This is a genomic window from Caballeronia humi (assembly GCF_001544475.1).
GTDB classification, from domain to species: Bacteria; Pseudomonadota; Gammaproteobacteria; order Burkholderiales; family Burkholderiaceae; genus Caballeronia; species Caballeronia humi.
The window spans coordinates 1-24332 of sequence record NZ_FCNW02000028.1 but is presented as its reverse complement, the minus strand read 5'-3'; the positions used below and the strand labels follow the sequence as shown (position 1 = coordinate 24332).

Here is a 24332-nt window from a genome sequence, read left to right as displayed (position 1 = left end):
CGTTTCTGCACTCTAGTAACGTGAGGAAGACTTTGCGAACCGGTAAGCTTTCGAAACATGTGGGATTGGCCCTGGCGCTCTCGATGATGATCGGCTTCTCCGGCGTTTCTGCGGCGAATGCCCAGGACATCCCGTCGGCCCGGATCGCGGCGGTCAATTCCGACCGCATCCTGCGCGAATCGGCGGCGGCGAAAGCGGCGCAGACGAAGCTCGAGCAGGAGTTTTCGAAGCGCGACAAGGCGTTGCAGGAAATGGCCCAACGCCTGAAAACAATGTCGGACGGCATGGACAAAAACGGTCCGTCGATGTCCGCGACCGACCGTGCCGCGCGTCAGCGCGATCTGTCGCAACTGGACGCCGACTTCCAGCGCAAGCAGCGTGAATTCCGCGAAGACCTGAACCAGCGCCGCAACGAAGAACTCGCGGCGGTGCTGGATCGCGCGAACAAGGTCATCAAGCAGATCGCCGAGCAGCAGCATTACGACCTGATCGTGCAGGAAGCGGTGTACGTGAGCCCGCGCATCGATATCACCGATCAGGTGCTGAAGGCACTTGCCGCCAGTAGCGCGAACTGATCAGGAGCCACACACGCATGGCATCAGGCACTGAACCGGACATGACGATCACGCTCGCCGAGTTGACCAAGCGCTTCGGCGGCGAGATCGCCGGCGATGCGGCGCATCGGGTCGGCAGCCTGGCGCCGCTCGACAAGGCCGGTCCCGCGCAGCTTGCGTTTCTCGCGAATCAGAAATATCTGCCGCAAGTCGAGACGACGCGCGCGGGCGCGGTCCTGATTTCACCCGCGGATCGCGAGAAAGTGATGGCCCGCGAGGGCCTCAACTTCATCGTCACGCCGAATCCCTACGCTTACTTCGCGCGCGTCGCGCAGGCGTTCATCGACCTCGCTATGCCACCCGCCATACCCGGCGTGCATCCGAGCGCATCGATCGATCCGTCCGTAAAGGTCGCCCCGAGCGCCGTGATCGGCGCGCACGTGTCGGTGGAAGCGGGCGCGGTGATCGGCGAGCGAGTGAAGCTCGACGCGGGCGTCGTGATCGGACGGGGCGTGAAGCTCGGCGACGACGTCCATCTATACCCGAACGTCACGGTGTATCACGGCTGCAAGCTCGGCGCGCGCGTGATCGTGCACGCGGGCGCGGTGATTGGCGCGGACGGTTTCGGCTTCGCGCCGGACTTCGTCGGCGAGGGCGAGGCGCGCACTGGTAGTTGGGTGAAGATCCCGCAGGTGGGCGCGGTCGATATTGCCGCGGACGTCGAAATCGGTGCGAACACCACGATCGATCGCGGCGCGATGGCCGACACGATCATCGAGGAATGCGTGAAGATCGACAATCTCGTGCAGATCGGGCACAACTGCCGGATCGGCGCGTACACAGTGATCGCGGGCTGCGCGGGCATTGCGGGCAGCACGAACATCGGGCGGCACTGCATGATCGGCGGCGCGGTGGGCATCGCGGGCCACGTGACCCTCGCGGACTATGTGATCGTGACGGCGCAGTCGGGCGTGTCGAAATCGCTGACAAAAGCCGGCATGTACACGAGCGCTTTCCCGGCCGTGAATCACGCCGACTGGAACAAGAGCGCGGCGCTCGTGCGCAATCTCGACAAACTGCGCGACCGAATCAAGGCGCTCGAAGCCGCGCTCGACAAGCGCGACGGCGACTAGCCAGCAGCGTCACCCCGAAAGCGGGCCGGTTCGAGCCGCGAACGAGACATCAGCATCCCCGGCGGGCCGCGTGCGCGGCCCGCAGTCAACATCCGCGCTTAACAGGCGCGCGAGCAGAACGACCATGAGCACAGAAAAAATCAACCTCGACATCCACAAGATTCTCACGTTGCTGCCGCATCGGTATCCGATCCTGCTCGTGGATCGTGTGCTCGAACTCGAGCCGCACAAGAGCATCAAAGCGCTCAAGAACGTGTCGATCAACGAGCCGTATTTCCAGGGTCACTTCCCGACGCGTCCCGTGATGCCAGGCGTGCTGATCCTCGAGGCGCTCGCGCAGACGGCCGCGCTGCTGACGTTCGCGGAAGAACCGCACGATCCGGAAACGACGCTCTACTATTTCGTCGGCATCGACGGGGCGCGTTTCAAGCGTGTCGTCGAGCCGGGCGACCAGTTGATCCTGAACGTCGAATTCGAGCGGTACATGCGCGGCATCTGGAAATTCAAGGCGCGCGCCGAAGTCGAGGGCGCGGTCGCTGCGGAAGCCACGCTCATGTGCACCGTGAAGAACACCGGGACCGAGGCTTAAAGCGAATTTCGACGCTTCGAAAGCATCGGACGAAACGAACAGAACACAAGGCGAGGGCGCATGAGCAAGATTCACCCTACCGCGATCATCGAGCCGGGCGCTCAGCTCGACGCATCCGTCGAAGTCGGACCGTACGCGATCGTCGGCGCGCACGTCGTGATCGGCGCGCGCACGACCATCGGCTCGCACAGCGTGATCGAAGGCCACACGACGATCGGCGAAGATAACCGCATCGGCCATTACGCGTCGGTCGGCGGCCGGCCGCAGGACATGAAGTACAAGGACGAGCCCACGCGGCTCGAAATCGGCAACCGCAATACGATCCGCGAATTCACGACGATCCACACCGGCACCGTGCAGGACGCGAGCCTGACGTCGGTCGGCGACGACTGCTGGATCATGGCCTACGTGCACGTCGGCCACGATTGCAGGCTTGGCAGCAACGTGATCATGTCGAGCAACGCGCAACTGGCGGGCCACGTGACAGTCGGCGATCACGCGATCGTCGGCGGCATGTCGGGCGTGCACCAGTTCGTGCGCATCGGCGCGCATTCGATGCTCGGCGGCGCCTCGGCGCTCGTGCAGGACGTGCCGCCGTTCGTGATCGCGGCGGGCAACAAGGCGGAGCCGCACGGCATCAACGTCGAAGGCTTGCGCCGGCGCGGTTTTTCCGCCGAGGCGATTTCGGCGTTGCGCGCGGCGTACCGCGTCGTCTACAAGAGCGGTTTGTCGCTCGAAGAGGCGAAGGCGCAGTTGCGCGAGCTGTCGACGGCCGGCGGCGACGGCGACGCGCCCGTCACCGCGTTTTCCGATTTCATCGCGACGTCGCAGCGCGGCATCATCCGCTGACCGGCCGCCTGAATGACGCTGTTACCCAATCCCTTGCGCGTCGCGATGGTCGCGGGCGAGCCGTCCGGCGACCTGCTCGCGGCGTCGCTGCTCGGCGGGCTCAAGGAGCGGCTGCCCGCCGCGACGCACTATAGCGGCATCGGCGGCCCGCGCATGACGGCCGTCGGCTTCGACGCCCATTGGCCGATGGACAAGCTGACCGTGCGCGGCTATGTCGAAGCGCTCAGGCACATTCCCGAAATTCTCGGCATCCGCAACGAGTTGAAGCGGCAATTGCTGGCCGAGCCGCCGTCGGTGTTCATCGGCGTCGATGCGCCCGATTTCAATTTCGGGCTCGAGCACGCGCTGCGCGACGCGGGTATTCCGACGGTGCATTTCGTGTGTCCGTCGATCTGGGCGTGGCGCGGCGGGCGCATCAAGAAGATCGTGAAAGCGGTCGATCACATGCTCTGCGTGTTTCCGTTCGAGATCGCGTTGATGGAGAAGGCGGGCGTCGCGGCGACTTACGTAGGCCATCCGCTCGCCGATGAGATCCCGCTTGAGCCGGACACATTCGGTGCGCGCCGCGAACTTGGCTTGGTCGAAGGCGCTCCGGTGATCGCGGTGCTGCCGGGCAGCCGCCGTTCGGAAATCGCGCTGATCGGCCCGACGTTTTTCGACGCGATGGAACTGATGCAGCAGCGCGAACCCGGCGTGCGCTTTCTGGTGCCAGCGGCGAACGCGGCGCTGCGTGAATTGCTGCAACCGCTCGTCGAGGCGCATCCGCGGCTGAACCTGACCATCACCGATGGCCGCGCGCAAACCGCGATGACCGCCGCCGACGCGATTCTCGTGAAAAGCGGCACGGTGACGCTGGAAGCGGCGTTGCTGAAGAAGCCGATGGTCATTTCGTACAAAGTGCCCTGGCTCACGGGCCAGATCATGAAGCGGCAGGGTTATCTGCCGTACGTCGGTTTGCCGAACATTCTGGCGGGGCGTTTCGTCGTGCCGGAAATCCTGCAGCACTTCGCGACGCCCGAAGCCCTCGCCGACGCCACGCTGAAGCAGTTGAACGACGACGCGAACCGACGTACTCTCACGCAAATCTTTACCGAAATGCACCTGGCGCTGCGGCAGAACACGGCAGAGCGGGCGGCGCAAGCCGTCGCGACGGTGCTCGAAACCCGGAGGCCGCGGTGAAAGGCACATCGTCCAGACAGCGCGGCCTGAATTTCGACTCGCCGCTCGATGTGATTTGCGGCGTCGACGAAGCGGGGCGCGGGCCGCTGGCCGGGCCGGTGGTCGCGGCGGCAGTGATTTTCGATCCCGCAAAACCGAAGATCCGCGGTCTCGACGACTCGAAGGTGCTCAGCGCCAAAAAGCGCGAAGAACTGTACGAAAAGATCGTCGACCGCGCGCTGGCGTATTGCGTCGCGTCGGCGAATGTCGAGGAAATCGACACGCTGAACATCCTCCACGCGACGATGCTCGCGATGAAACGCGCAGTGGAAGGGCTGTCGGTGACGCCGACGCTCGTCAAAATCGACGGCAACCGCTGCCCGATTCTCGCGATCCGATCCGAAGCCGTGATCGGCGGCGACGCGCTCGTCGCGCAGATCTCGGCAGCGTCGATCCTCGCGAAAGTCACGCGCGACCGCATGTTGCTGCAATTGCACGAGACACATCCCGTCTACGGTTTCAACGTCCACGCCGGCTACGGCACGCCGCAGCATCTGGCCGCCTTGCGCGACCACGGGCCATGCGAGCACCACCGGCGCTCGTTTGCGCCGGTGCGCGAGGCGCACGCGCGTTGCGGCATCGTGCTGCCTGAAATCGCGCCCGAAGTGATCCAGGCGGCCTCTGTGGCCGACCAGGACCCGGACGCCCGCGCCTTCTGACTCTCCAAACGTGAAAGCCATCACCTCGCGGGACAATCCGCTCTACAAGCGCCTGAAGGCGCTCGCCGGTTCGACCGCGCAGCAGCGCCGCAGCGGCCACGCGCTGCTCGAAGGGCTGCATCTCGCGTCGGCGTATCTCGATGCGGCCGGGCAGCCGGAAACGTGCATCGTTACCGAAGGCGCGCTCGCACACGAGGAGGCGCGGGCGATCGTCGCGCGGATCGAAGAGAAGCGCGTCCACACGCTGCCCGATGCGCTCTTCGGCCAGCTTTCGAGCGTGGTGCACGGCGTCGGAATGCTGCTGCTCGTCGAGAAAATCGAGACGCCGATACCGGAACGCGTCACGACGACCTGCGTCGTGCTCGATGGCGTGCAGGACGCGGGCAACGTCGGTTCGATCCTGCGCAGTGCGGCGGCGGCGGGCGTCCAGAACGTGTTTTGCGCGCCGGGGACGGCGTACGCGTGGTCGTCGAAGGTGTTGCGCTCCGGGATGGGCGCGCATTTCCTGCTGAACATCTTCGAGGACGCCGAGCCCGCCGATTTGATCGCGCGGCTCGACGCACCGGTCACGATCACCGATTCGCACGGCGCGAAGGCGCTCTACGACTGCGACCTGTCGGGCCAGCTCGCGTGGGTGTTCGGCAATGAAGGGGCGGGGGTGTCGCAGGCGTGGCGCGATGCCGTGACGCTTCGCGTGACGATTCCGCAGCCGGGCGGCATGGAATCGTTGAATGTGGCGGCCGCAGCCGCCGTGTGTCTTTTCGAGCAATGCCGCCAGCAGCGCGGCAAATAGGCGCTCGTTCTAGTAATACGACGGCCGTTCAAGCTTGATTTCCTGCAGGATGGTGGTCGCGATTTCCTCGATCGACTTGTGCGTCGAGGACAGCCACTTGATCCCCTCGCGCTTCATCATCATTTCCGCTTCGTTGATCTCGTAGCGGCAATTCTCCAGCGCCGCGTACTTGCTGCCCGGTCGCCGCTCGTTGCGGATTTCGGAAAGCCGCTGCGGATCGATCGACAGACCGAACATCTTCTCGCGATGATCCAGAAGCGGCGTCGGCAGCTTGCCGCGCTCGAAATCTTCCGGAATCAGCGGGTAGTTCGCCGCTTTCACGCCGTATTGCATGGCGAGATAAAGGCTCGTCGGCGTCTTGCCGCTGCGCGACACGCCCACCAAGATCACGTCGGCGTCGGTCAGGTTGCGGTTCGACTGGCCGTCATCGTGGGCGAGCGAAAAATTGATCGCCTCGATGCGATTCTTGTATTCCTCAGTATCAGCGTTCTGGTGCACGCGCCCCATCGCGTGCGTCGATTTGATGTCCAGTTCGTGTTCCAGCGGCTCGATGAACGTCTGGAACATGTCGAGCACGAGCGCATTCGACGCCTTCACGATCTCGTTCGACTGGCTGTTGACCAGCGTCGTGAAGACGATCGGACGCCGCCCGTCCAGCGACACCGCCTCGTTGATCTTCGCGACCGTCGCATGCGCCTTGTCGCTCGAATCGACGAACGGCACGCGCACGAGCCGGAATTTCTGATCGAACTGGGAGAGGATCGAGTGCGCGAAGGTTTCGGCAGTGATCCCGGTACCGTCGGAAACGATGAATACGGATGGCGGCATCGGAAAAAAGGAACGAGAGTGGGCGGGCGCGCTCAAATCAATGTGCTGGCCGTTGAGTGCGGACTAAAAGGTCGGCAAATGACCGGTGTGCGCCGGCGCACCGTACAGGCCATGAAGACGCCGATTTCGCGGTACAAAAGGCGCCGCCGAAACATTTTCGAGAGCCAGCACGGTAGAATAGCGGCAACCTGTTTGATAAGCAATTGCGAACAATTTGATAACGAATCTCGTCGATTTTACCGGGATTCGCGCAGTTTTCCTGCAAATTGTCCTCGATTCGAGCATATTCTGGCCGAATTCGCGCGTCTTTCGCCGGGCATTTTTATTCGCGCCGGACTATTTTGCGATAGCTCATCAAACAGGTTGTGCAAGATGCGGCACGCGCTTTCAATGAGCGCCGCCGCATGAGAGCCCACTTGCATGATCGTGAATTCCATCCACCTTAGGGGCTTGTATGAACAACGCAGTCAATGTTGCGAAAGATGTCGCAAAGGATCAGGCGTATGTAGTTCCATTCGAGCAGTTGCGAATGACCGATGTCGAAATCGTCGGCGGCAAGAACGCGTCGCTCGGCGAGATGATCAGTCAGTTGGCCAACGCCGGTGTGCGCGTGCCGACGGGCTTCGCCACCACGGCGCTCGCCTTTCGCGATTTCCTCAATCACAACAATCTGACCGAGCGCATCGCGAAGCGCCTCGAACTCTTCGACGTCGACGACGTGAAGGCCCTGGCCGTTGCCGGCAAGGAAATTCGCCAGTGGATCGTCGATGCGCCGATGCAGCCGCGTCTCGAAGAAGAAATCCGCAAGGGTTTCGACACGCTGCAAAACAGTTCGCCCGAAGAACTGTCGTTCGCCGTGCGCTCGTCGGCGACCGCTGAAGACCTGCCGGATGCGTCGTTCGCCGGCCAGCAGGAAAGCTATCTGAACGTGGTCGGCATCGAAGAAGTGCTCGACCGCATGAAGCACGTGTTCGCGTCGCTGTATAACGACCGGGCCATCTCCTATCGCGTCCACAAGGGTTTTACCCACGCTGAAGTCGCGTTGTCGGCGGGTGTGCAGCGCATGGTCCGCTCGGACGTGGGCGCGGCCGGCGTCATGTTCACGCTCGACACCGAGTCGGGCTTCAAGGAAGCCGTGTTCATCACGTCGAGCTACGGTCTCGGCGAAACGGTCGTGCAGGGCGCCGTGAACCCGGACGAGTTCTACGTCTTCAAGACCACGCTCGCGCAGGACAAGTACCCGATCATCCGCCGCTCGATCGGTTCCAAACTGATCAAGATGGAATTCACCAAGGCAGGCGAAGAGGGCCGCGTGAAGACCGTCGACGTGCCGCACGAGCAGCGCAACCGCTTCTCGATCACCGACGAAGACGTGATCGAGCTCGCCAAGTACGCCGTCATCATTGAAAAGCACTATCAGCGTCCGATGGACATCGAATGGGGCAAGGACGGCCGCGACGGCAAGATCTTCATCCTTCAGGCGCGCCCCGAGACGGTGAAGAGTCAGGCGGCCGGCAAGGCCGAAATGCGCTTCAAGCTGAAGGGGCAGTCGAACGTGCTCGCCACGGGTCGCGCGATCGGCCAGAAGATCGGCGCGGGTCCCGTGCGCGTGATTCACGATCCGTCGGAAATGGAACGCGTGCAGCCGGGCGACGTGCTCGTCGCCGACATGACCGACCCGAACTGGGAGCCGGTGATGAAGCGCGCCTCGGCGATCGTCACGAATCGTGGCGGGCGGACCTGCCACGCGGCGATCATCGCGCGTGAGCTCGGCGTGCCGGCGGTGGTCGGCTGCGGCGACGCCACCGATGTGCTGAAGGAAGGCGCGCTCGTGACGGTTTCGTGCGCGGAAGGCGACGAAGGCAAGATCTACGACGGCCTGCTCGAAACCGAAGTGACCGAGGTGCAGCGCGGCGAACTGCCCGAGATTCCGGTCAAGATCATGATGAACGTCGGCAATCCGCAGCTTGCCTTCGATTTCTCGCAACTGCCGAACGCGGGTGTCGGCCTTGCGCGGCTCGAGTTCATCATCAACAACAACATCGGCGTCCATCCGAAGGCGATCCTCGAATATCCGAACATCGATTCGGATTTGAAGAAGGCCGTGGAAAGCGTCGCGCGCGGTCACGCGTCGCCGCGTGCGTTCTACGTCGACAAGCTGACCGAAGGCATCGCCACGATCGCGGCGGCGTTCTATCCGAAGCCCGTGATCGTGCGTCTGTCAGATTTCAAGTCGAACGAGTACAAGAAGTTGATCGGCGGTTCGCGCTACGAGCCGGACGAAGAAAATCCGATGCTCGGTTTCCGCGGCGCGTCGCGCTACATCTCCGACGACTTTGCCGAAGCGTTCCAGATGGAATGCATCGCGCTGAAGAAGGTGCGCGAGGAGATGGGGCTCGATAACGTCGAGATCATGGTGCCGTTCGTGCGTACGCTGAAGCAGGCGGAACGCGTGGTCGGGCTGCTGGAGAAGTTCGGCCTCAAGCGCGGCGTGAACGGCCTGAAGCTGATCATGATGTGTGAAGTGCCGTCGAACGCGATTCTGGCCGAGGAGTTCCTGCAATTCTTCGACGGCTTCTCGATCGGCTCGAACGACCTTACGCAGCTCACGCTCGGCCTCGACCGCGACTCGGGCATGGAATTGCTCGCCATCGATTTCGACGAACGCGATCCGGCCGTGCAGTTCATGCTCAAGCGCGCGATCGAAACGTGCCTGCGGCTGAACAAGTACGTCGGTATTTGCGGACAGGGTCCGTCGGATCATCCGGACCTCGCCGAATGGCTCGCGAAGGAAGGCATCAAGTCGATGTCGTTGAATCCGGACACGATCATCGATACGTGGCAGACGCTTGCCAAAGCCTTGAACAAGTAAGCAGGCATCACATGGCGGCCTTTCGATAGCTTTTTTGAGACGGTTGCCGTGCTATAAACACCCCGGATATTCCGGGGTGTTTTCGTTTGGAGACTGACATGGCCGCAAGCGGACTTTTCTGGTGGATCGCAGCCGGCGCGCTCGTGGTGATGGAGTTGATCACGGGCACGTTCTACTTGCTGATGATCGCGCTCGGTTTCATCGCGGGCGGGCTGGCGCATTGGGCGGGCGCGTCGCTCGCCATCGAACTGGCGGTGGCTGCACTGGTGGCGCTCGTCGCGGTCATCGTGCTCAGGCGCTCGCGCTTTGGTAGCTGGAAGCGGCGCGACGCCTCGCGCGACGCGGGCGTGAACCTCGACATCGGCGAGACGCTGCAGGTGAATGAATGGCACGAGGGCCATGCGCGCGCGATGTATCGCGGGGCGGAGTGGGACGTCGAACTCGCGCCCGGCGAAACGGAAGGCGCGCGCTGGTACCAGATCATGGCGATGCAGGGCAATCGGCTCGTCGTGACGGCGAAGCGTTGATAACAAAGGAGTGAAGAAATGGATGTAACTATAGTCGGGGCCATCCTGCTGGTGATCGTGATCGTGATCGCCGCGCAGATTATCAAGATCGTGCCGCAGCAGCACGCGTGGGTGCTTGAGCGGCTCGGCCGCTATCACACGACGCTCACGCCCGGTCTCACGATCGTGCTGCCGTTCATCGATCGCGTGGCCTACAAGCATGTGCTCAAGGAGATTCCGCTCGAAGTGCCGAGCCAGGTCTGTATCACGCGAGACAACACGCAGTTGCAGGTCGATGGCGTGCTTTACTTCCAGGTCACCGATGCGATGAAGGCGTCGTATGGATCGAGCAATTTCGTCTACGCGATCACGCAGTTGTCGCAGACCACGCTGCGCTCGGTGATCGGCAAGCTCGAACTCGACAAGACCTTCGAGGAACGCGACTACATCAACCACAGCATTGTGACGGCGCTCGACGAAGCGGCGTCGAACTGGGGCGTGAAGGTGCTGCGCTACGAAATCAAGGATCTGACGCCGCCGAAGGAAATCCTCCACGCGATGCAGGCGCAGATCACCGCCGAGCGTGAAAAACGCGCGGTGATCGCGGCATCGGAAGGGCGCAAGCAGGAGCAGATCAACCTCGCGTGGGGCGCGCGCGAGGCGGCGATCCACAAGTCGGAAGGCGAGCGGCAGGCGGCGATCAATCAGGCGCAAGGGCAGGCGTCGGCGATTCTGGCTGTTGCCGAGGCGAACGCGCAGGCGATCGCGAAGGTCGGCGCGGCGATCCAGAGCGGCGGTGGGATGGAGGCGGTGAACCTGAAGATCGCGGAGCAGTATGTCGGCGCGTTTGGCAACATCGCGAAACAGGGCAACACGCTGATCGTGCCGGGCAATCTGTCGGACATGGGGTCGATGATCGCGTCGGCGCTGGCGATCGTGAAAGGCGACGGCGGCGGCGTCATCCGCAAGAGCTGAAGAAGCTTCAAAAGACAACGGGGCGTTGACTCAAGCAGTCAACGCCCCGTTTCCATTGTCAACGCAATGGTTACTTCGTCGCGCCGCGCATGATGCGCGCCTTTTCGCGTTCCCAGTCGCGCTTTTTTTCGGTTTCGCGCTTGTCGTGCATCTTCTTGCCCTTGGCGAGACCGATCTCGCATTTCACGCGGCCGCCTTTGTAATGAAGATTGAGCGGCACGAGCGTGTGGCCGCGCTGCTCGACCTTGCTGATGAGCTTCGAGATCTCTTCCGCGTGCAGCAGGAGCTTGCGCGTGCGCACTGGATCGGGGTTGATGTGTGTCGACGCTTCCGGCAGCGGGCTGATGTGCGCGCCGATCAGATACAGCGCGCCGTCGCGGATCATGACGTAACCTTCCTTGATCTGCGTGCGCCCGGCCCGGATGGCCTTGACTTCCCACCCTTCGAGCACGAGCCCGGCCTCATAGCGGTCTTCGATGAAATAATCGAAGAAGGCTTTTCTGTTGTCTATGATGCTCATGAATGGAAAGTGCCCAACTCGTTTAAAATCCTGATTTTAGCAGCGCGGCGTCGTACGGGGCTCATGGGCCCGCCCGATAAGGTCTGAAGAAGCGGCCGCGAAGCTTCCCACTCTTGCCACATGTTGCGCCCTTTATGGCAGATGTTCAGAAAACCGTGTTGATCCGCCATTCGGCGGAGCAGATGTTCGACCTCGTCACCGACGTCGCCGACTACCCCAATTTCCTGCCGTGGTGCGGCGGCGTAGAGATTCGACGCCAGGACGAAACCGGCATGGAAGCCAAGATCGACATCAGCTTCAAGGGTATCAAGCAGCACTTCGCGACGCGCAACACGCAAAAACGGCCGACCAGTATCGATATGGAGTTCATGGACGGTCCTTTCAAGAAGTTCACCGGCTATTGGCGCTTCACGCCGCTTCGGGCCGATGCCTGCAAGATCGAATTTGCGCTGCATTACGAATTTTCCAACATCATCCTGGAAAAGCTCATCGGGCCGGTGTTCAGCCATATCGCGAACACGTTCGTCGATTCGTTCGTCAAGCGCGCGGACCAGAAGTACGGGAAGGCGTGAGCATGCGGATCGATGTGTGTTACGGCTTGCCGGACGGGCGCAGTTTTCTCGCGACGCTCGATCTGCCGGAAGGCGCGACGGTGCGGCAGGCCATCGATGCAAGCGGTGTTTTGCAGCGCCATCCGGAAATCGATGTCGATGCGCAGAAAGTGGGCGTGTACGGCAAGATCAGTCCGCTCGACGCAGTGCTTGCAGATCGCGATCGTGTAGAGATTTACCGGCCGCTGAAGGTCGATCCGAAGACGGCGCGTCAGCGGCGCGTCGAGAAGACTCGCAGGGCAGGGTCGATCGAGGGCAGGAAGTGGCAGAACAAGGATTCGCGGTAGATCAATGACAAAAGGCCGTTCCAGTTGCACTGGAACGGCCTTTTGTCTTGCCCGAAGCGCGTCGCGCTATCGCTTCAGTTTCGCGAAAGCCGCCGCCATCGCACTGGACGCCTCTGGCTCGCGACGGCCGTTGCCGCGCACGTCGCGATTGCTGCCGCCGCCACGCTTGTCCTGAGCGCCGCCGCGCTGCGAGCCACCCGCCGCGCCGCCGGCCGTGCCCGCAGCGGCGAAATCGTCGTCGAGACGCATCGTCAGCGCGATACGCTGGCGTTTCACGTCGGTCTCCACCACCTTGACCTTCACGATTTGCCCCGCTTTCACGACTTCGTGCGGGTCCTTGATGAACTTGGTCGACATCGCCGAGACGTGCACGAGCCCGTCCTGATGCACGCCGATATCGACGAATGCGCCGAACGCCGCCACGTTCGTCACGACGCCTTCCAGCACCATGCCCGGCGTGAGGTCCGAGATCTTCTCGACGCCTTCGCGGAACGTCGCCGTCTTGAATTCGGGACGCGGATCGCGGCCCGGCTTTTCGAGCTCGGAGAGAATGTCGCGCACGGTCGGAAGACCGAAGCGATCGTCGACGAATTCCGCCGGCGACAGGCCCGAGAGCGCCTCGCGCTTGCCGAGCACGTCGCCGACGTGCTTGTTGATCTTCGCGAGAATACGCTTGACGACCGGATACGCCTCAGGGTGCACCGACGAGCGATCGAGCGGATTGCTGCCGTTGTTGATGCGCAAGAAGCCGGCGGCCTGCTCGAACGTTTTATCGCCGAGACGCGGCACTTTTTTCAGATGCTCGCGCGACGGGAACGGCCCGTTCGCGTCGCGAAACTCGACGATATTGCGCGCGAGCGTCGCGTTGAGCCCAGACACACGGGCGAGCAGGGCGACCGACGCCGTATTCGCATCGACGCCGACCGCGTTCACGCAATCCTCGACGACCGCATCGAGCGAGCGCGCGAGTTCGCGCTGGTTCACGTCATGCTGATACTGGCCGACGCCGATCGCCTTCGGATCGATCTTGACGAGCTCGGCGAGCGGGTCCTGCAGACGCCGCGCGATCGATACGGCGCCGCGCAGCGTGACGTCGAGGTCTGGAAACTCTTTCGCGGCTAGCTCGGACGCCGAATACACCGATGCACCCGCTTCCGACACCACGATCTTCTGCAGCTTCAGCTCCGGATGCTTCGCGATGAGTTCGCTCGCGAGCTTGTCGGTTTCGCGCGATGCCGTGCCGTTACCGATGCTGATCAGTTCCGCCTGCGTTTGCGCGGCGACGCGCGCAAGCTTCGCGAGCGAGCCGTCCCAGTCGCGGCGCGGCTCGTGCGGGTAGATGGTATCGGTCGCGAGCACCTTGCCCGTCCGATCGACCACTGCGACTTTCACGCCCGTGCGCAGCCCCGGATCGAGGCCGATCACGGCTTTCGGGCCGGCGGGCGCCGCGAGCAGCAGGTCCTTGAGGTTGCGCGCGAACACGCGGATCGCCTCGGCTTCGGCTTCCTCGCGCAACTGCGTCAGCAGATCGTTTTCGATGCTCGGCTGCACCTTCACGCGCCAGCACCAGCGGCAGACGTCGGACAGCCACTTGTCGGCCGGACGCCCCTGATTCGCGATGCCGAAATGATGCGCGATCATCGCTTCGCCCGGATGCGGCACTTGCGCGTCGAGTTCGTCGCCCAAGCCCAGCTTCACCATCAGCACGCCGGCATTGCGTCCGCGAAAGAGCGCGAGCGCGCGGTGCGACGGCACGGTGCGGATCGTCTCGCTGTACTCGTAGTAATCGCGGAACTTTTCGCCTTCCTCGCCCTGTTTGCCATCGACTACCGTCGACATCACGCGGCCCTGCTTGAACAGGTAGTCGCGCAGCCTGCCGAGGATTTCCGCCGTCTCGCCGAATTGCTCGGAGAGGATGTCGCGGGCGCCGTCGAGCGCGGCTTTGACATCCGCGACACCCTTTTCGGCATCGACGAACTTCGCGGCTTCGGTTTGCGGATCGAGCTTTGGATCGGCGAGGAGCGCGTGCGCGAGCGGTTCGAGCCCGGCTTCGCGGGCGATCTGCGCACGCGTGCGGCGCTTCGGCTTGTAGGGAAGATAGAGGTCTTCGAGGACCTGCTTGCTGTCGGCGCCTTCGAGAGCGGCACGCAGTTCGTCGGTGAGCTTGCCTTGCTCGTCGATGCTGGAAAGGATCGATGCGCGGCGGTCTTCGAGCTCGCGCAGATACAGGAGCCGTTCTTCGAGATTGCGCAGTTGCGTATCGTCGAGATTGCCGGTCACTTCCTTGCGATACCGGGCGATGAACGGAACGGTTGAGCCTTCATCGAGGAGTTGCACGGCCGCGGCGACCTGGCGCGGCTCTACGGTCAACTCGCTGGCGATGCGCTGGACGATCTTGAGTGCTACGGTTTCCGTCATGGGTTTCTGCACTGCCTGCTGGCTCATCAAGGGCGTGGGCGCCGCGCATTTCGGACTCGCGCGGGAACGCGCGGGTATTGAGGGCGCGAGCACGTCGGCCGGGTTGGTGAAGCCGGGCATTTTGCCATAAATGCCGGGGCGCTCCGGCGCGCGGTGATAGAATTTCGGGATCGTTCAAGCTGCTTGCCCATCACGTTGCCGACCTCCCGCCTTATCCACGTCCTGCCGAGCCCATCGCCCGCGAGCGCGTCGAAAACCGCCGTCGCTTCGTCTTCGGGTTCGTTTCCCCGCGTGCTTTCCGGTTCTCCGTGGCGGGCTGTGGCGCTGGCTGTATCGGCGATGCTGGCGATGTCGTCGCAGGCGGTTTCGGCGCAAACGCCCAAGCCGATCGATGCCACCACGTCGGTCACCGCGAAGCCGCTTGGAGAAGCTGTCGATGCGCCTGTCGAGAACGAGTTTACGCAACGGCAGAAAGTACTGAGCCTGCGCAGCGAGGAAAACAACTACCGCTATGGCGTCGCGCAGCACAACTGCTATAGCACGTTTTTCGTGAATCACTGTCTCAACAAGGCGCGCGACGAAATGCGCTTCGAGCGCCAGGACATTCGAAAGCAACAGCTCGCCCTCGACGACGAACAACGCGCCCAGCACGCGAGTGAACGCGACCAGCAGACGGCGATCAAGCGCGCGCAATACGAGGCGGAAGCGCCGCAGCGCGCCACGAATGAGAAGGCGAACGAGACATCGTTTGCCGAGAAGCAGCGTCAGAACGAACTGGCGGCGGCGCAGCGCAATGCCGAGGCGCCGCAGCGCGCCGCGAACGACGCCGCGTACCAGAAAAAGCAGGCCGACTACCAGAAGCAGCTCGACGACGCGCGCGCCCGCGGCGCGCAGGACGCGCGCGATCGCGATGACAAGGCGCAGCGCTACGAGGAAAAGCAGCGCCAGGCGGCGCTGCACCAGGCGGAAGTCGAAGCGCGCCAGAAAGAGGCTGCGGCGAAACAGCAGCAGCGCGCGCTCGAGGCCCAGCAGGAACAGCAGCGTCAGCAGCAGATCAAGCAGCAACAACAGCAACTGCAGCAGAACAAGTAGCACCTTCGAGCCGGACAGCAACCTCGGGCGATGCCGTTTTCAACGCGGCGCCGCGCGTAGTGTGAGGAGGCGAGCATGCAACAGCGTTTGACCACAGCGCCAGCCGTAGCCGTGGATGCAGGCACGATCCGCGATCGCATCGCGCAATTGCAGGCCGAGCATCACGGACTCGACAGCCTGATCGGCAAGATGGCGAGCGTGCCCGGCATCAACGATCTCGAGTTGCGGCGCCTCAAAAAGCGCAAGCTCAAGGTGAAAGACACCATCATCCTGTTGCAATTGCAACTGGAGCCGGACGCGCACTGAGCGCCGTATTCACCGCCCGGCGGCGCGCGCACCGGCATTAGCAGGAATCGCTTGCCTTGAATTCTCCCGTCCGCTCATCTTCATCGTCGTCTTCCAACAGCGCTGCCGTCACCGCCGATGGCCCCGCCGCGCTCGTCCTCGCCGACAAACGCCGCGCCGAACTCGATTCCATCTTCTCCGCCGAGGGCCTGCTCGCACGCGCGATCGACGGCTATCGCTCGCGCGCGTCGCAAATCGACATGGCGCGCGCCGTCGCCGCCGCGATGGAAGCGTCCGGCCGCGCGATGCCCGAACCCGCGATGTTCGAGGCGCAACGGCGTCCGGCGCGCAAGCCCGGACCGTCCGATGCGCCGCAATCGCCCGTCGAGCAGCAGACGGACGATGTGGGCATCGCCACCGCGACGGCTGCGGTCGATGGGGGCGAGAACACGCTGATCGTCGAAGCGGGGACGGGCACCGGCAAGACCTACGCGTACCTCGTTCCGGCGATGCTGTGGGGCGGCAAGGTGATCGTCTCGACCGGTACGAAGCACTTGCAGGACCAGCTCTTCCAGCGCGACATCCCGACCATGCGCGACGCACTCGCCGTGCCGGTGTCGGTGGCGATGCTCAAAGGCCGCGCGAATTACCTGTGCCATTACTATCTGCAACGCACCGCCGACAACGGCCGCCTGCCAACGCGCCAGGACACGTCGCATCTGCAGGACATCATCCGGTTCGCGAAAATCACGCGCACCGGCGACAAGGCCGAGCTCGCGAGCGTGCCCGAAAACTCGCCGGTCTGGCCGATGGTTACCTCCACGCGCGACAACTGTCTCGGCCAGGAATGCCCGCATTACAAGGACTGTTTCGTGATGCAAGCGCGCAAGGAAGCGCAGCAGGCGGACATCGTCGTGGTGAATCACCACCTGTTTTTCGCCGACGTCATGCTGCGCGACACCGGCATGGCCGAACTGCTGCCGACGGCGAACACGATCATCTTCGACGAAGCGCATCAGTTGCCCGAAACCGCGACGCTTTTCTTTGGCGTTACCGTTTCGACGACGCAGTTCCTCGAACTCGCGCGCGATTCGGTCGCGGAAGGCCTGAGCCACGCGCGCGATGCCACCGACTGGACCAAGCTCGGCGCCGCGCTGGAACGCGCCGCGCGCGACCTGCGGCTCGCGTTTCGCGAGGATTCAGTGCGCCTGTCGCTCGGCCAGCTCCCCGACGATCATCCGCTCTTCGAAGCGCTCGATACGCTCGACACGCATCTCGACGCGCTGAGCGCCGCGCTCTCGGCGCACGCTGAACGCGCCGAACCGCTGCAGGCGCTCGTGCGCCGTGCGCGCGAGTTGCAGGGTCAGCTCGCGGGCTGGACGACACCGCCGACATCGACGGAACGCGCGGTCGTCGAGGACGAGGAGGCCGCGAAGCAAGCCGCCAAGGCCGATCCGAACGAAATGGTGCGCTGGATCGAAGTGTTCTCGCACACGGTGCAGTTGCACGAGACGCCGCTCTCCGTCGCGCCGATCTTCGCGAAACAGCGCGCAGGCGTGCCGCGCGCGTGGATCTTCACGTCGGCGACGCTCTCGGTGCGCGGCGACTTCACCCACTACGCGGCACAGATGGGCCTCAACGCGCGCCGCTCGATGACGCTGCCGAGCCCCTTCGATTACCCGACGCAAGGGCTCCTGTACGTGCCGCGGAACCTGCCGCAGCCGTCGTCGCCGCAATTCACCGACGCCGTGTTCGAAGCGGCGCTGCCGGCGATCGAAGCGTCGGGCGGCGGCGTGTTCGTGCTGTGCACGACGCTGCGCGCGGTCGATCGCATCTCGATGCGCCTGCGTGACACGATCGAGCGGCGCGGCTGGGATTACCCGCTACTGGTCCAGGGCGACGCGAGCCGCACTGAGCTGCTCGATCGTTTTCGCGCCTACGGCAACGCGATTCTCGTGGGGAGCCAGAGCTTCTGGGAAGGCGTCGACGTGCGTGGGGATGCGCTGTCGCTCGTCGTGATCGACAAGCTGCCGTTCGCCCCGCCCGACGATCCCGTGCTTTCGGCGCGGCTCGAAGCATTGACGAAGAAAGGGCTGAGCCCGTTTGCCGTGCATCAGTTGCCGCAGGCGGTGATCACGCTCAAGCAGGGCGCGGGGCGGCTGATCCGCGCGGAAACCGATCGCGGCGTGCTGATGATCTGCGACACGCGTTTGGTTGATAAACCCTACGGCCGGCGCATCTGGCAAAGCCTGCCGCCGTTCAAGCGCACGCGGGAAATCGAGGTCGTGCGCGAGTTCTTCGCCGATCCGGAGAGCACGGCCGCCGATCTGGCGGAGTAGATTGAGGGCATAAAAAACCCGGCTTCGAGCGAGAGCCGGGTTTTTTGTTGGGTGCGACGAAGAAGCGGCTTACCAGATCTGATACCAGGGCTTGTCCGTGCCCGCGCGGCGCTTGCCGGTCACGTACGGGCTGTCGGGGAACGTGGCGGCGAGCACGCGCTTCGTGTCGTCGGCGAGTTGCGGCTGGTCGAGCTTCTGGTACGAGAGCATCATGATGTGCAGCGCGTCTTCGGTTGCCGGCGCGTTCTTGTATTCGCGAATCGCGAGCTGCGCCCGGTTGATGGCCGCGACATACGCACCACGGCGATAGTAATAATCGGCCGCATGGACCTCGTGCGACGCCAGCGCATTCACGATATAGCGCATGCGCTGCGCGGCGTCCGGCGCATACTTGCTGTTCGGATAACGGTCGACGACCACCTTGAACGCGTCATACGACTCGCGCAGCGACTTCGGATCGCGCTCGCTCATGTCCTGGCCGGAGAAGCGGCCGAATAGACCGAGGTCGTCGTTGAAGTGGATCATCCCCTTCAGGTAGTACGCGTACGAAATTTCCGGGTGGTCCGGATGCAGCTTGATGAAGCGGTCGATGGCCTGGTCGGCGTTGGCGGTTTCGCCGTCCTTCCAGTTGCAGTACGCGACGTTGATCTGCGCCTGCTGCGCGAAATGGCCGAACGGGTCGCGGCCTTCGAGGCTTTCGAAGTATTTCGCGCACTTGCCGAAGTCGCCGCCGGAAAGCGCGTCCTGAGCCTCCGTATATAATTTGTTGTTATTCCACGTTGCCGTCTCGTCGGTCTTCTCGGGCAGGCCGTGGCAACCCGCCACAATGGCAACGCCAGCGGCCAGCGCCAGGTACTTGATCGATTTCTGCATCGATTGTTTGGTGGTGTTCAGGGCTCGCATCAGTGCTTGCATTTCCTAGCTATTTCCCGGCTTTCAGTCTAAATGACCCGCTCAAGTACTAGTCGTACCAAAGATCGCAACAAAGATTATAGCCCAAGCGCACCGGCCGACGACGCACGCCCGGACGATTCAGCCATGTCCCGAGAGCCTGCCGCGCCGTCTGCAGAAGGCTCCGAGACCACCGTCCCGACGATGCTCGCCGAGCGCCGCGCCGATGCCGAAACGCCGCGCGTCGCGGTCGTGCCCGACGAGTACGCGGGCGACCGGCTCGACAAGGTCATGGCGAAAATGTTTCCCGAGTTCTCACGCAGCCGCCTGCAGGCGTGGATCGATGCGCAGCGCGTGCAGATTGACGGCGCGCCCGCGAAGATCCGCCAGGCGGTGCCGCTCGGCGCCACGATCACGCTCGTGCCCGACCTGCTGCCCGAGCAGCTCGCGTTCACGCCGGAGCCGGTGCCGCTCGAGATCGTCTACGAGGATGACGCGCTCGTCGTCATCAACAAGCCGGCGGGCATGGTCGTGCATCCGGCGGCGGGGAACTGGAGCGGCACGCTGCTCAACGGCCTTCTGTACCGATACGGCGAAGCCGCTGCCGGCCTGCCGCGCGCGGGCATCGTGCATCGGCTGGACAAGGAGACATCGGGGCTGATGGTCGTCGCGCGCACGCTCGAGGCGCAGACCATCCTCACGCGGCAATTGCAGGCGCGTACCGTCAAGCGCCGCTACGTCGCGCTTGTCTGGGGCACGATGGCCGACGAAGGCACGATCGATGCGCCGATCGGCCGCGATCCGCGCGACCGCACGCGCATGGCTGTGGTCGAGAGCGCATCGGGCAAACCCGCGCGCACGCACTTTCGCACCATCGACCGCGCGCTGTGGAATGGCCAGCCGGTCTCGGCGATCCATTGCGATCTCGAAACCGGGCGCACGCATCAGATTCGCGTGCATTGCGCGCATACGCGGCATCCGCTGCTCGGCGACCCCGTCTACGGGCACGCGCGCGGCAAGCGCTCCGTCACGCCGCTGCCGAACGGCTTCGCGCGGCAGGCGCTGCATGCGTGGAGGCTCGGGCTCGTTCATCCGGTGACGGGCAAGGACATCGCCTGGCGCGCCGATGTCCCCGAGGACATTTCGATTCTTGCCGCCGAACTGGGCCTCGGCCGCGAGGAAGAGATGGACCACGGCGACGATGACGACGATTTCGTCGAAGTCTACGAGATCGGCGACGACTGCGACGAAGACTACGAGGATGACGAAGAATGAGCATCGCCCGCGCCGCGCTTCGCAACGATGACTGTCTGTGGCCGGCGTGGCGCGTGTCGAAGCGCGTGCGCGCGCTGGTCACAACGAGAAACGGCGGCGTCAGCGAGGCGCCGTATGGCGGCGGCCAACCGGGCGAGGGCGGTTTGAACCTCGGCCTGCATACCGGCGACTCGCCCGACGCCGTGCGCGAAAACCGTCGCCGCCTGCTGGCGCTGACCGAGTCGCCCGCGGCCGCGTGGCTCGAACAGATTCATGGCGCCGACATCGCCGAAGCGGGTGCGGTGATCGACCGGTGCGCGAACGCGCCATCGACGGTGGTACAGGCTGATGCCAGCGTGACCGATCGTCCGGGCGCGGTATGCGTCGTGATGGTCGCGGATTGCCTGCCGGTGCTCTTTTGCGACGAAGCCGGCCGCGCGGTCGGCGCGGCGCATGCGGGCTGGCGCGGGCTCGCGGCGGGGATCGTCGAAAAGACGGCGGGGCGCGTCGCCGCGTTGGCTGGCGCGAGCCCTTCGGCATTGCGTGCGTATCTCGGGCCGGCGATCGGGCCGTCCGCGTTCGAAGTCGGCGAGGACGTGCTCGATGCTTTCGCCACCACCGCCGACGCCACCCGCCGCGACGCCACCGTCGCCGCTTTCCACGCGACGCAGTCGAAAGGCAAATACCTTGCTGACATCTACGCGCTCGCGCGCTTGCGGCTCGCAGACGCGGGTATCGATACGGCGCGCGTGCACGGCGGCACGCACTGCACGGTGACGGAGCGCGAGCGCTTCTACTCCTATCGACGCGACCGCGTCACCGGCCGCATGGCCGCGATGATCTGGCTCGCCGAATAACGCCCGACGCTTCGAATCTCCGAACGCATGAGCGTTTTTTTTGTTGTGCTGCAATATCCGCGACACATGCGCGTGCGTCGTCCGATGCGTCGGCGATGCCCGCGCGCGAGGGCCGAATCGGCGCAACGATCGCATGGGGGAAAACGATAATTAAAAAAATATCGCACTGCGGCAAAATCGGGGCAAAGCATTGACATGCCTGACGCTCGGGAGCAAGAATGTTCCCGATTCATTTCGAAATCAGGCACGGCGTGGCAAGGTCGGTGTCCATCGCGCACTTGACGCACACTTGCGCGCTGTCCCGGCGAGCCCTGCACGAGCGCCTGCATCAGCAATCAGTCTTTCGGGACTCACAGGTCAATAGCGGGTATGGCTGCTTCTAAAACATCCTCTCAAACTTCCCGCTCAGATTCCGCCGATACGAAATCGGCCAGCGCAGGTCCCGCCGACACGGCAGGCATGCAGCAAGTCTTCGAGCAATGGTTGAACGCGTGGCGCTCGGTCGCCGATCCATCGCAATGGGCGGCACTCGCCCAGCAGGCGACTCCGCAGACGAATGGCGGCAACGGCCAGAGCGCCGCGAATCCTTTCGCGGGCTTGAACGGCGCGCCCGGCGCCGTGCCGTTCACGATCCCGCCGATGCCGGACTTCACGAAACTCGGCACGATCCCCGATTTCTCGAAGTTCGCGGGCGCGATCCCCGGCATGCAGGCAATTCCCGGCTTCAACGGCGCGCTGTCGCAGATGCCCGCGATGCCGAACGCCGTCATCTCGCCCGAGCGTCTTCAGCAATTGCAGAGCAACTATTCGCGCGACGTGATCGAATTGCTCAAGCAGGCCAGCGCGCAGAATATCGATCCGTCAGCGTTGAAAGATCGCCGCTTCAGCACGACGGCGTGGCAATCGACGCCCGCGTATGCGTTCACCGCCGCGTGGTATCTGCTGAACGCGCGCTATCTGCAGGAACTCGCCGAAGCCGTCGATACCGATCCCAAGACGCGCGAGCGCATCCGCTTCACGGTGCAGCAATGGACCGCCGCCGCCTCGCCGAGCAACTTCCTCGCGTTCAATCCGGAAGCGCAGAAGGCGCTGATCGAAAGCAAGGGAGAAAGCCTCTGGCAGGGCATGATGAACCTGCTAAACGACATGCAGCGCGGCAAGATCTCCCAGTCGGATGATTCGGGCTTCGTGGTCGGGCATAACATCGGTTCGACGGAAGGCTCGGTCGTCTATGAGAACGAGCTGCTGCAACTGATCCAGTACAAGCCGCGCACGGCGCAGGTGTTCGAACGGCCGCTCCTGATCGTGCCGCCCTGCATCAACAAGTTCTACATCCTCGATCTGCAGCCGGAAAGCTCGCTCGTGCGCCATGCGCTCGACGCGGGGCATCAGGTGTTCATCCTGTCATGGCGCAACGCCGATCAGTCGATCGCGCACAAGACCTGGGACGACTACGTCCAGGAGGGCGTGCTCGAACCGATCGACGTCGTCAGGCAGATCACCGGCCGCGAGCAGATCAACACGCTCGGCTTCTGCATCGGCGGCACGATCCTCGCGACCGCGCTCGCGGTCGCGGCGGCGCGCGGCGAACACCCGGCCGCCTCGATGACGCTTCTCACCGCGATGCTCGACTTCTCCGACACCGGCGTGCTCGACGTCTTCGTCGACGAGTCGCACGTGCAGATGCGCGAGCAGACGATCGGCGGCAAGAACGGCGCGCAGCCGGGGCTCATGCGCGGCATCGAGTTCGCGAATACGTTTTCCTACTTGCGTCCTAACGATCTGGTATGGAACTACGTCGTCGATAACTATCTCAAGGGACGCACGCCCCAGGCGTTCGACCTGCTGTTCTGGAACAGCGACTCGACGAACCTGCCGGGTCCGATGTGCGTCTGGTATCTGCGCAACACGTACCTCGAAAACAAGTTGCGCGTGCCGAACCAGTTGAAGACGTGCGGCGAACCGGTCGACCTGTCGCGCATCGACGTGCCGACGTTCCTCTACGGTTCGCGCGAGGATCACATCGTGCCGTGGACGTCGGCGTATGCATCGGCGCCGCTGCTCACCGGGCCGCAGAAGTTCGTGCTGGGCGCGTCGGGGCATATCGCGGGGGTGATCAACCCGCCGTCGAAGAACAAGCGCAGTTTCTGGAGCATCGACGCCGACGCCAAGACCCTGGCCGCCGATCCGGACGACTGGTTCGCCGCCGCGACCGAGCAGCCGGGAAGCTGGTGGCCCACGTGGACGAACTGGCTGCAGGCCTACGCCGGCAAGAAGGTGAAGGCGCCGGCCACGCCGGGATCGGAGGAACACCGTGTTATCGAAGCGGCGCCTGGCCGCTATGTGCTGCAGCGTGACCAGTAAGCCGCTTTTCGTCGCCTCGACGGTGCGCTTTTGCGTACCGGGCATCAAGAGCCCGCTTTAACATTCGTAGCCAAAGGAAACTGAAATGACTGACGTAGTGATCGTATCGGCCGCACGGACAGCGGTCGGCAAATTCGGCGGGTCGCTCGCGAAGATTGCAGCGCCCGATCTGGGTGCAGCGGTAATTCGCGCCGTGCTGGAACGCGCGAACCTCAAACCGGAGCAGATCAGCGAAGTGATCCTTGGACAGGTGCTGACGGCCGGTTCGGGCCAGAACCCGGCGCGCCAGTCGGTCATCAAGGCGGGCCTGCCCACGTCGGTGCCCGGCATGACGATCAACAAGGTCTGCGGCTCCGGTCTCAAGGCCGTGATGCTGGCGGCGAACGCGATCATCGCGGGCGATGCCGACATCGTGATCGCCGGCGGCCAGGAAAACAT

23 protein-coding genes are annotated in these 24332 nt (G+C 63.7%); 19 read left to right on the top strand and 4 right to left on the bottom strand.

Annotated features, from left to right (window positions below; translation table 11 throughout):
* Nucleotides 1–32: 32 nt before the first annotated feature.
* The 7 genes from AWB65_RS22185 (at nt 33) to AWB65_RS22155 (ending at nt 5795) form a co-directional block, all read left to right on the top strand.
* Nucleotides 33–575, top strand: a complete 543-nt coding sequence (locus AWB65_RS22185) for an OmpH/Skp family outer membrane protein (protein WP_087657998.1) — start codon at nt 33–35, stop codon at nt 573–575.
* A gap of 41 nt (nt 576–616) precedes the next feature.
* A complete protein-coding gene (gene lpxD, locus AWB65_RS22180) occupies nt 617–1687 on the top strand; it encodes a UDP-3-O-(3-hydroxymyristoyl)glucosamine N-acyltransferase (protein ID WP_087669183.1) in 1071 nt (356 codons plus the stop codon).
* 124 nt (nt 1688–1811) lie between these two features.
* Nucleotides 1812–2276: a 3-hydroxyacyl-ACP dehydratase FabZ gene (gene fabZ, locus AWB65_RS22175; RefSeq protein ID WP_087657999.1), complete on the top strand. Its 465-nt coding sequence runs from the start codon at nt 1812–1814 to the stop codon at nt 2274–2276.
* Nucleotides 2277–2336: 60 nt separating this feature from the next.
* Nucleotides 2337–3125 carry an acyl-ACP--UDP-N-acetylglucosamine O-acyltransferase gene (gene lpxA, locus AWB65_RS22170; RefSeq protein WP_087669182.1) on the top strand — a complete coding sequence of 263 codons (789 nt, stop codon included), beginning with the start codon at nt 2337–2339 and terminating at the stop codon, nt 3123–3125.
* A 12-nt stretch (nt 3126–3137) separates the two neighbouring features.
* Complete coding sequence (gene lpxB / locus AWB65_RS22165) at nt 3138–4304, top strand: lipid-A-disaccharide synthase (RefSeq protein WP_087669181.1); 1167 nt, start codon at nt 3138–3140, stop codon at nt 4302–4304.
* A complete protein-coding gene (gene rnhB / locus AWB65_RS22160; RefSeq protein ID WP_087669180.1) occupies nt 4301–5002 on the top strand; it encodes a ribonuclease HII in 702 nt (233 codons plus the stop codon). The genes lpxB and rnhB overlap by 4 nt, the downstream gene beginning before the upstream one ends.
* A 10-nt stretch (nt 5003–5012) precedes the next feature.
* Complete coding sequence (locus AWB65_RS22155; protein WP_087669179.1) at nt 5013–5795, top strand: TrmH family RNA methyltransferase; 783 nt, start codon at nt 5013–5015, stop codon at nt 5793–5795.
* Between the two features lie 9 nt (nt 5796–5804).
* Here AWB65_RS22155 and ppsR read toward each other — a convergent pair whose 3' ends face one another.
* A complete protein-coding gene (gene ppsR / locus AWB65_RS22150) occupies nt 5805–6623 on the bottom strand; it encodes a posphoenolpyruvate synthetase regulatory kinase/phosphorylase PpsR (protein ID WP_087658004.1) in 819 nt (272 codons plus the stop codon).
* Nucleotides 6624–7077: 454 nt separating this feature from the next.
* Here ppsR and ppsA point away from each other — a divergent pair, with 454 nt between their 5' ends.
* The 3 genes from ppsA (at nt 7078) to AWB65_RS22135 (ending at nt 10976) form a co-directional block, all read left to right on the top strand.
* Entirely contained in the window at nt 7078–9495 is a 2418-nt protein-coding gene (ppsA, locus tag AWB65_RS22145) for a phosphoenolpyruvate synthase (protein WP_087669178.1), read from the top strand.
* A gap of 98 nt (nt 9496–9593) precedes the next feature.
* Nucleotides 9594–10022 (top strand): NfeD family protein, encoded by a 429-nt coding sequence (locus tag AWB65_RS22140; protein WP_087669177.1) that lies wholly within the window; start codon nt 9594–9596, stop codon nt 10020–10022.
* 18 nt (nt 10023–10040) lie between these two features.
* Nucleotides 10041–10976 (top strand): SPFH domain-containing protein, encoded by a 936-nt coding sequence (locus AWB65_RS22135; RefSeq protein WP_087669176.1) that lies wholly within the window; start codon nt 10041–10043, stop codon nt 10974–10976.
* A 70-nt stretch (nt 10977–11046) separates the two neighbouring features.
* Here AWB65_RS22135 and smpB read toward each other — a convergent pair whose 3' ends face one another.
* Nucleotides 11047–11496: an SsrA-binding protein SmpB gene (smpB, locus tag AWB65_RS22130; protein WP_087658008.1), complete on the bottom strand. Its 450-nt coding sequence runs from the start codon at nt 11494–11496 to the stop codon at nt 11047–11049.
* A gap of 134 nt (nt 11497–11630) precedes the next feature.
* Here smpB and AWB65_RS22125 point away from each other — a divergent pair, with 134 nt between their 5' ends.
* Both AWB65_RS22125 and AWB65_RS22120 read left to right on the top strand, forming a co-directional pair.
* The gene (locus tag AWB65_RS22125) at nt 11631–12068 is read left to right on the top strand and encodes a type II toxin-antitoxin system RatA family toxin (RefSeq protein WP_087658009.1); all 438 of its coding nucleotides are present in this window, start codon (nt 11631–11633) and stop codon (nt 12066–12068) included.
* A gap of 2 nt (nt 12069–12070) precedes the next feature.
* The gene (locus tag AWB65_RS22120; protein WP_087669175.1) at nt 12071–12394 is read left to right on the top strand and encodes an RnfH family protein; all 324 of its coding nucleotides are present in this window, start codon (nt 12071–12073) and stop codon (nt 12392–12394) included.
* A gap of 66 nt (nt 12395–12460) precedes the next feature.
* Here AWB65_RS22120 and AWB65_RS22115 read toward each other — a convergent pair whose 3' ends face one another.
* Nucleotides 12461–14812: a Tex family protein gene (locus AWB65_RS22115; RefSeq protein WP_087669174.1), complete on the bottom strand. Its 2352-nt coding sequence runs from the start codon at nt 14810–14812 to the stop codon at nt 12461–12463.
* Nucleotides 14813–15103: 291 nt separating this feature from the next.
* On the opposite strand from AWB65_RS22115, the gene AWB65_RS22110 reads away from it, so the two are divergent.
* The 3 genes from AWB65_RS22110 to yoaA all read left to right on the top strand — a co-directional run bounded on the left by AWB65_RS22110 (nt 15104) and on the right by yoaA (nt 18528).
* The gene (locus AWB65_RS22110) at nt 15104–15904 is read left to right on the top strand and encodes a flotillin family protein (protein WP_087669230.1); all 801 of its coding nucleotides are present in this window, start codon (nt 15104–15106) and stop codon (nt 15902–15904) included.
* Nucleotides 15905–15979: 75 nt separating this feature from the next.
* On the top strand, nt 15980–16210 hold the full coding sequence (locus AWB65_RS22105; protein ID WP_200821766.1) for a DUF465 domain-containing protein: 231 nt from the start codon (nt 15980–15982) through the stop codon (nt 16208–16210).
* Nucleotides 16211–16266: 56 nt separating this feature from the next.
* Nucleotides 16267–18528 carry a DNA repair helicase YoaA gene (gene yoaA / locus AWB65_RS22100; RefSeq protein ID WP_087669173.1) on the top strand — a complete coding sequence of 754 codons (2262 nt, stop codon included), beginning with the start codon at nt 16267–16269 and terminating at the stop codon, nt 18526–18528.
* Between the two features lie 69 nt (nt 18529–18597).
* On the opposite strand, the gene AWB65_RS22095 is transcribed toward yoaA, so the two are convergent.
* Nucleotides 18598–19431 (bottom strand): outer membrane protein assembly factor BamD, encoded by an 834-nt coding sequence (locus AWB65_RS22095; protein ID WP_200821765.1) that lies wholly within the window; start codon nt 19429–19431, stop codon nt 18598–18600.
* Nucleotides 19432–19473: 42 nt separating this feature from the next.
* Between AWB65_RS22095 and AWB65_RS22090 the strand changes: the two genes are divergently transcribed.
* The 4 genes from AWB65_RS22090 to AWB65_RS22075 form a co-directional block, all read left to right on the top strand.
* Nucleotides 19474–20694: an RluA family pseudouridine synthase gene (locus AWB65_RS22090; protein WP_087669171.1), complete on the top strand. Its 1221-nt coding sequence runs from the start codon at nt 19474–19476 to the stop codon at nt 20692–20694.
* Nucleotides 20691–21530 carry a peptidoglycan editing factor PgeF gene (gene pgeF / locus AWB65_RS22085; RefSeq protein ID WP_087669170.1) on the top strand — a complete coding sequence of 280 codons (840 nt, stop codon included), beginning with the start codon at nt 20691–20693 and terminating at the stop codon, nt 21528–21530. Before AWB65_RS22090 ends, pgeF begins: the two co-directional genes overlap by 4 nt.
* Nucleotides 21531–21989: 459 nt before the next feature.
* Nucleotides 21990–23894 (top strand): class I poly(R)-hydroxyalkanoic acid synthase, encoded by a 1905-nt coding sequence (phaC, locus tag AWB65_RS22080; RefSeq protein ID WP_087669169.1) that lies wholly within the window; start codon nt 21990–21992, stop codon nt 23892–23894.
* 85 nt (nt 23895–23979) lie between these two features.
* Nucleotides 23980–24332: thiolase family protein (locus tag AWB65_RS22075; protein WP_268808258.1), on the top strand; the 353-nt coding region annotated here is incomplete at its 3' end.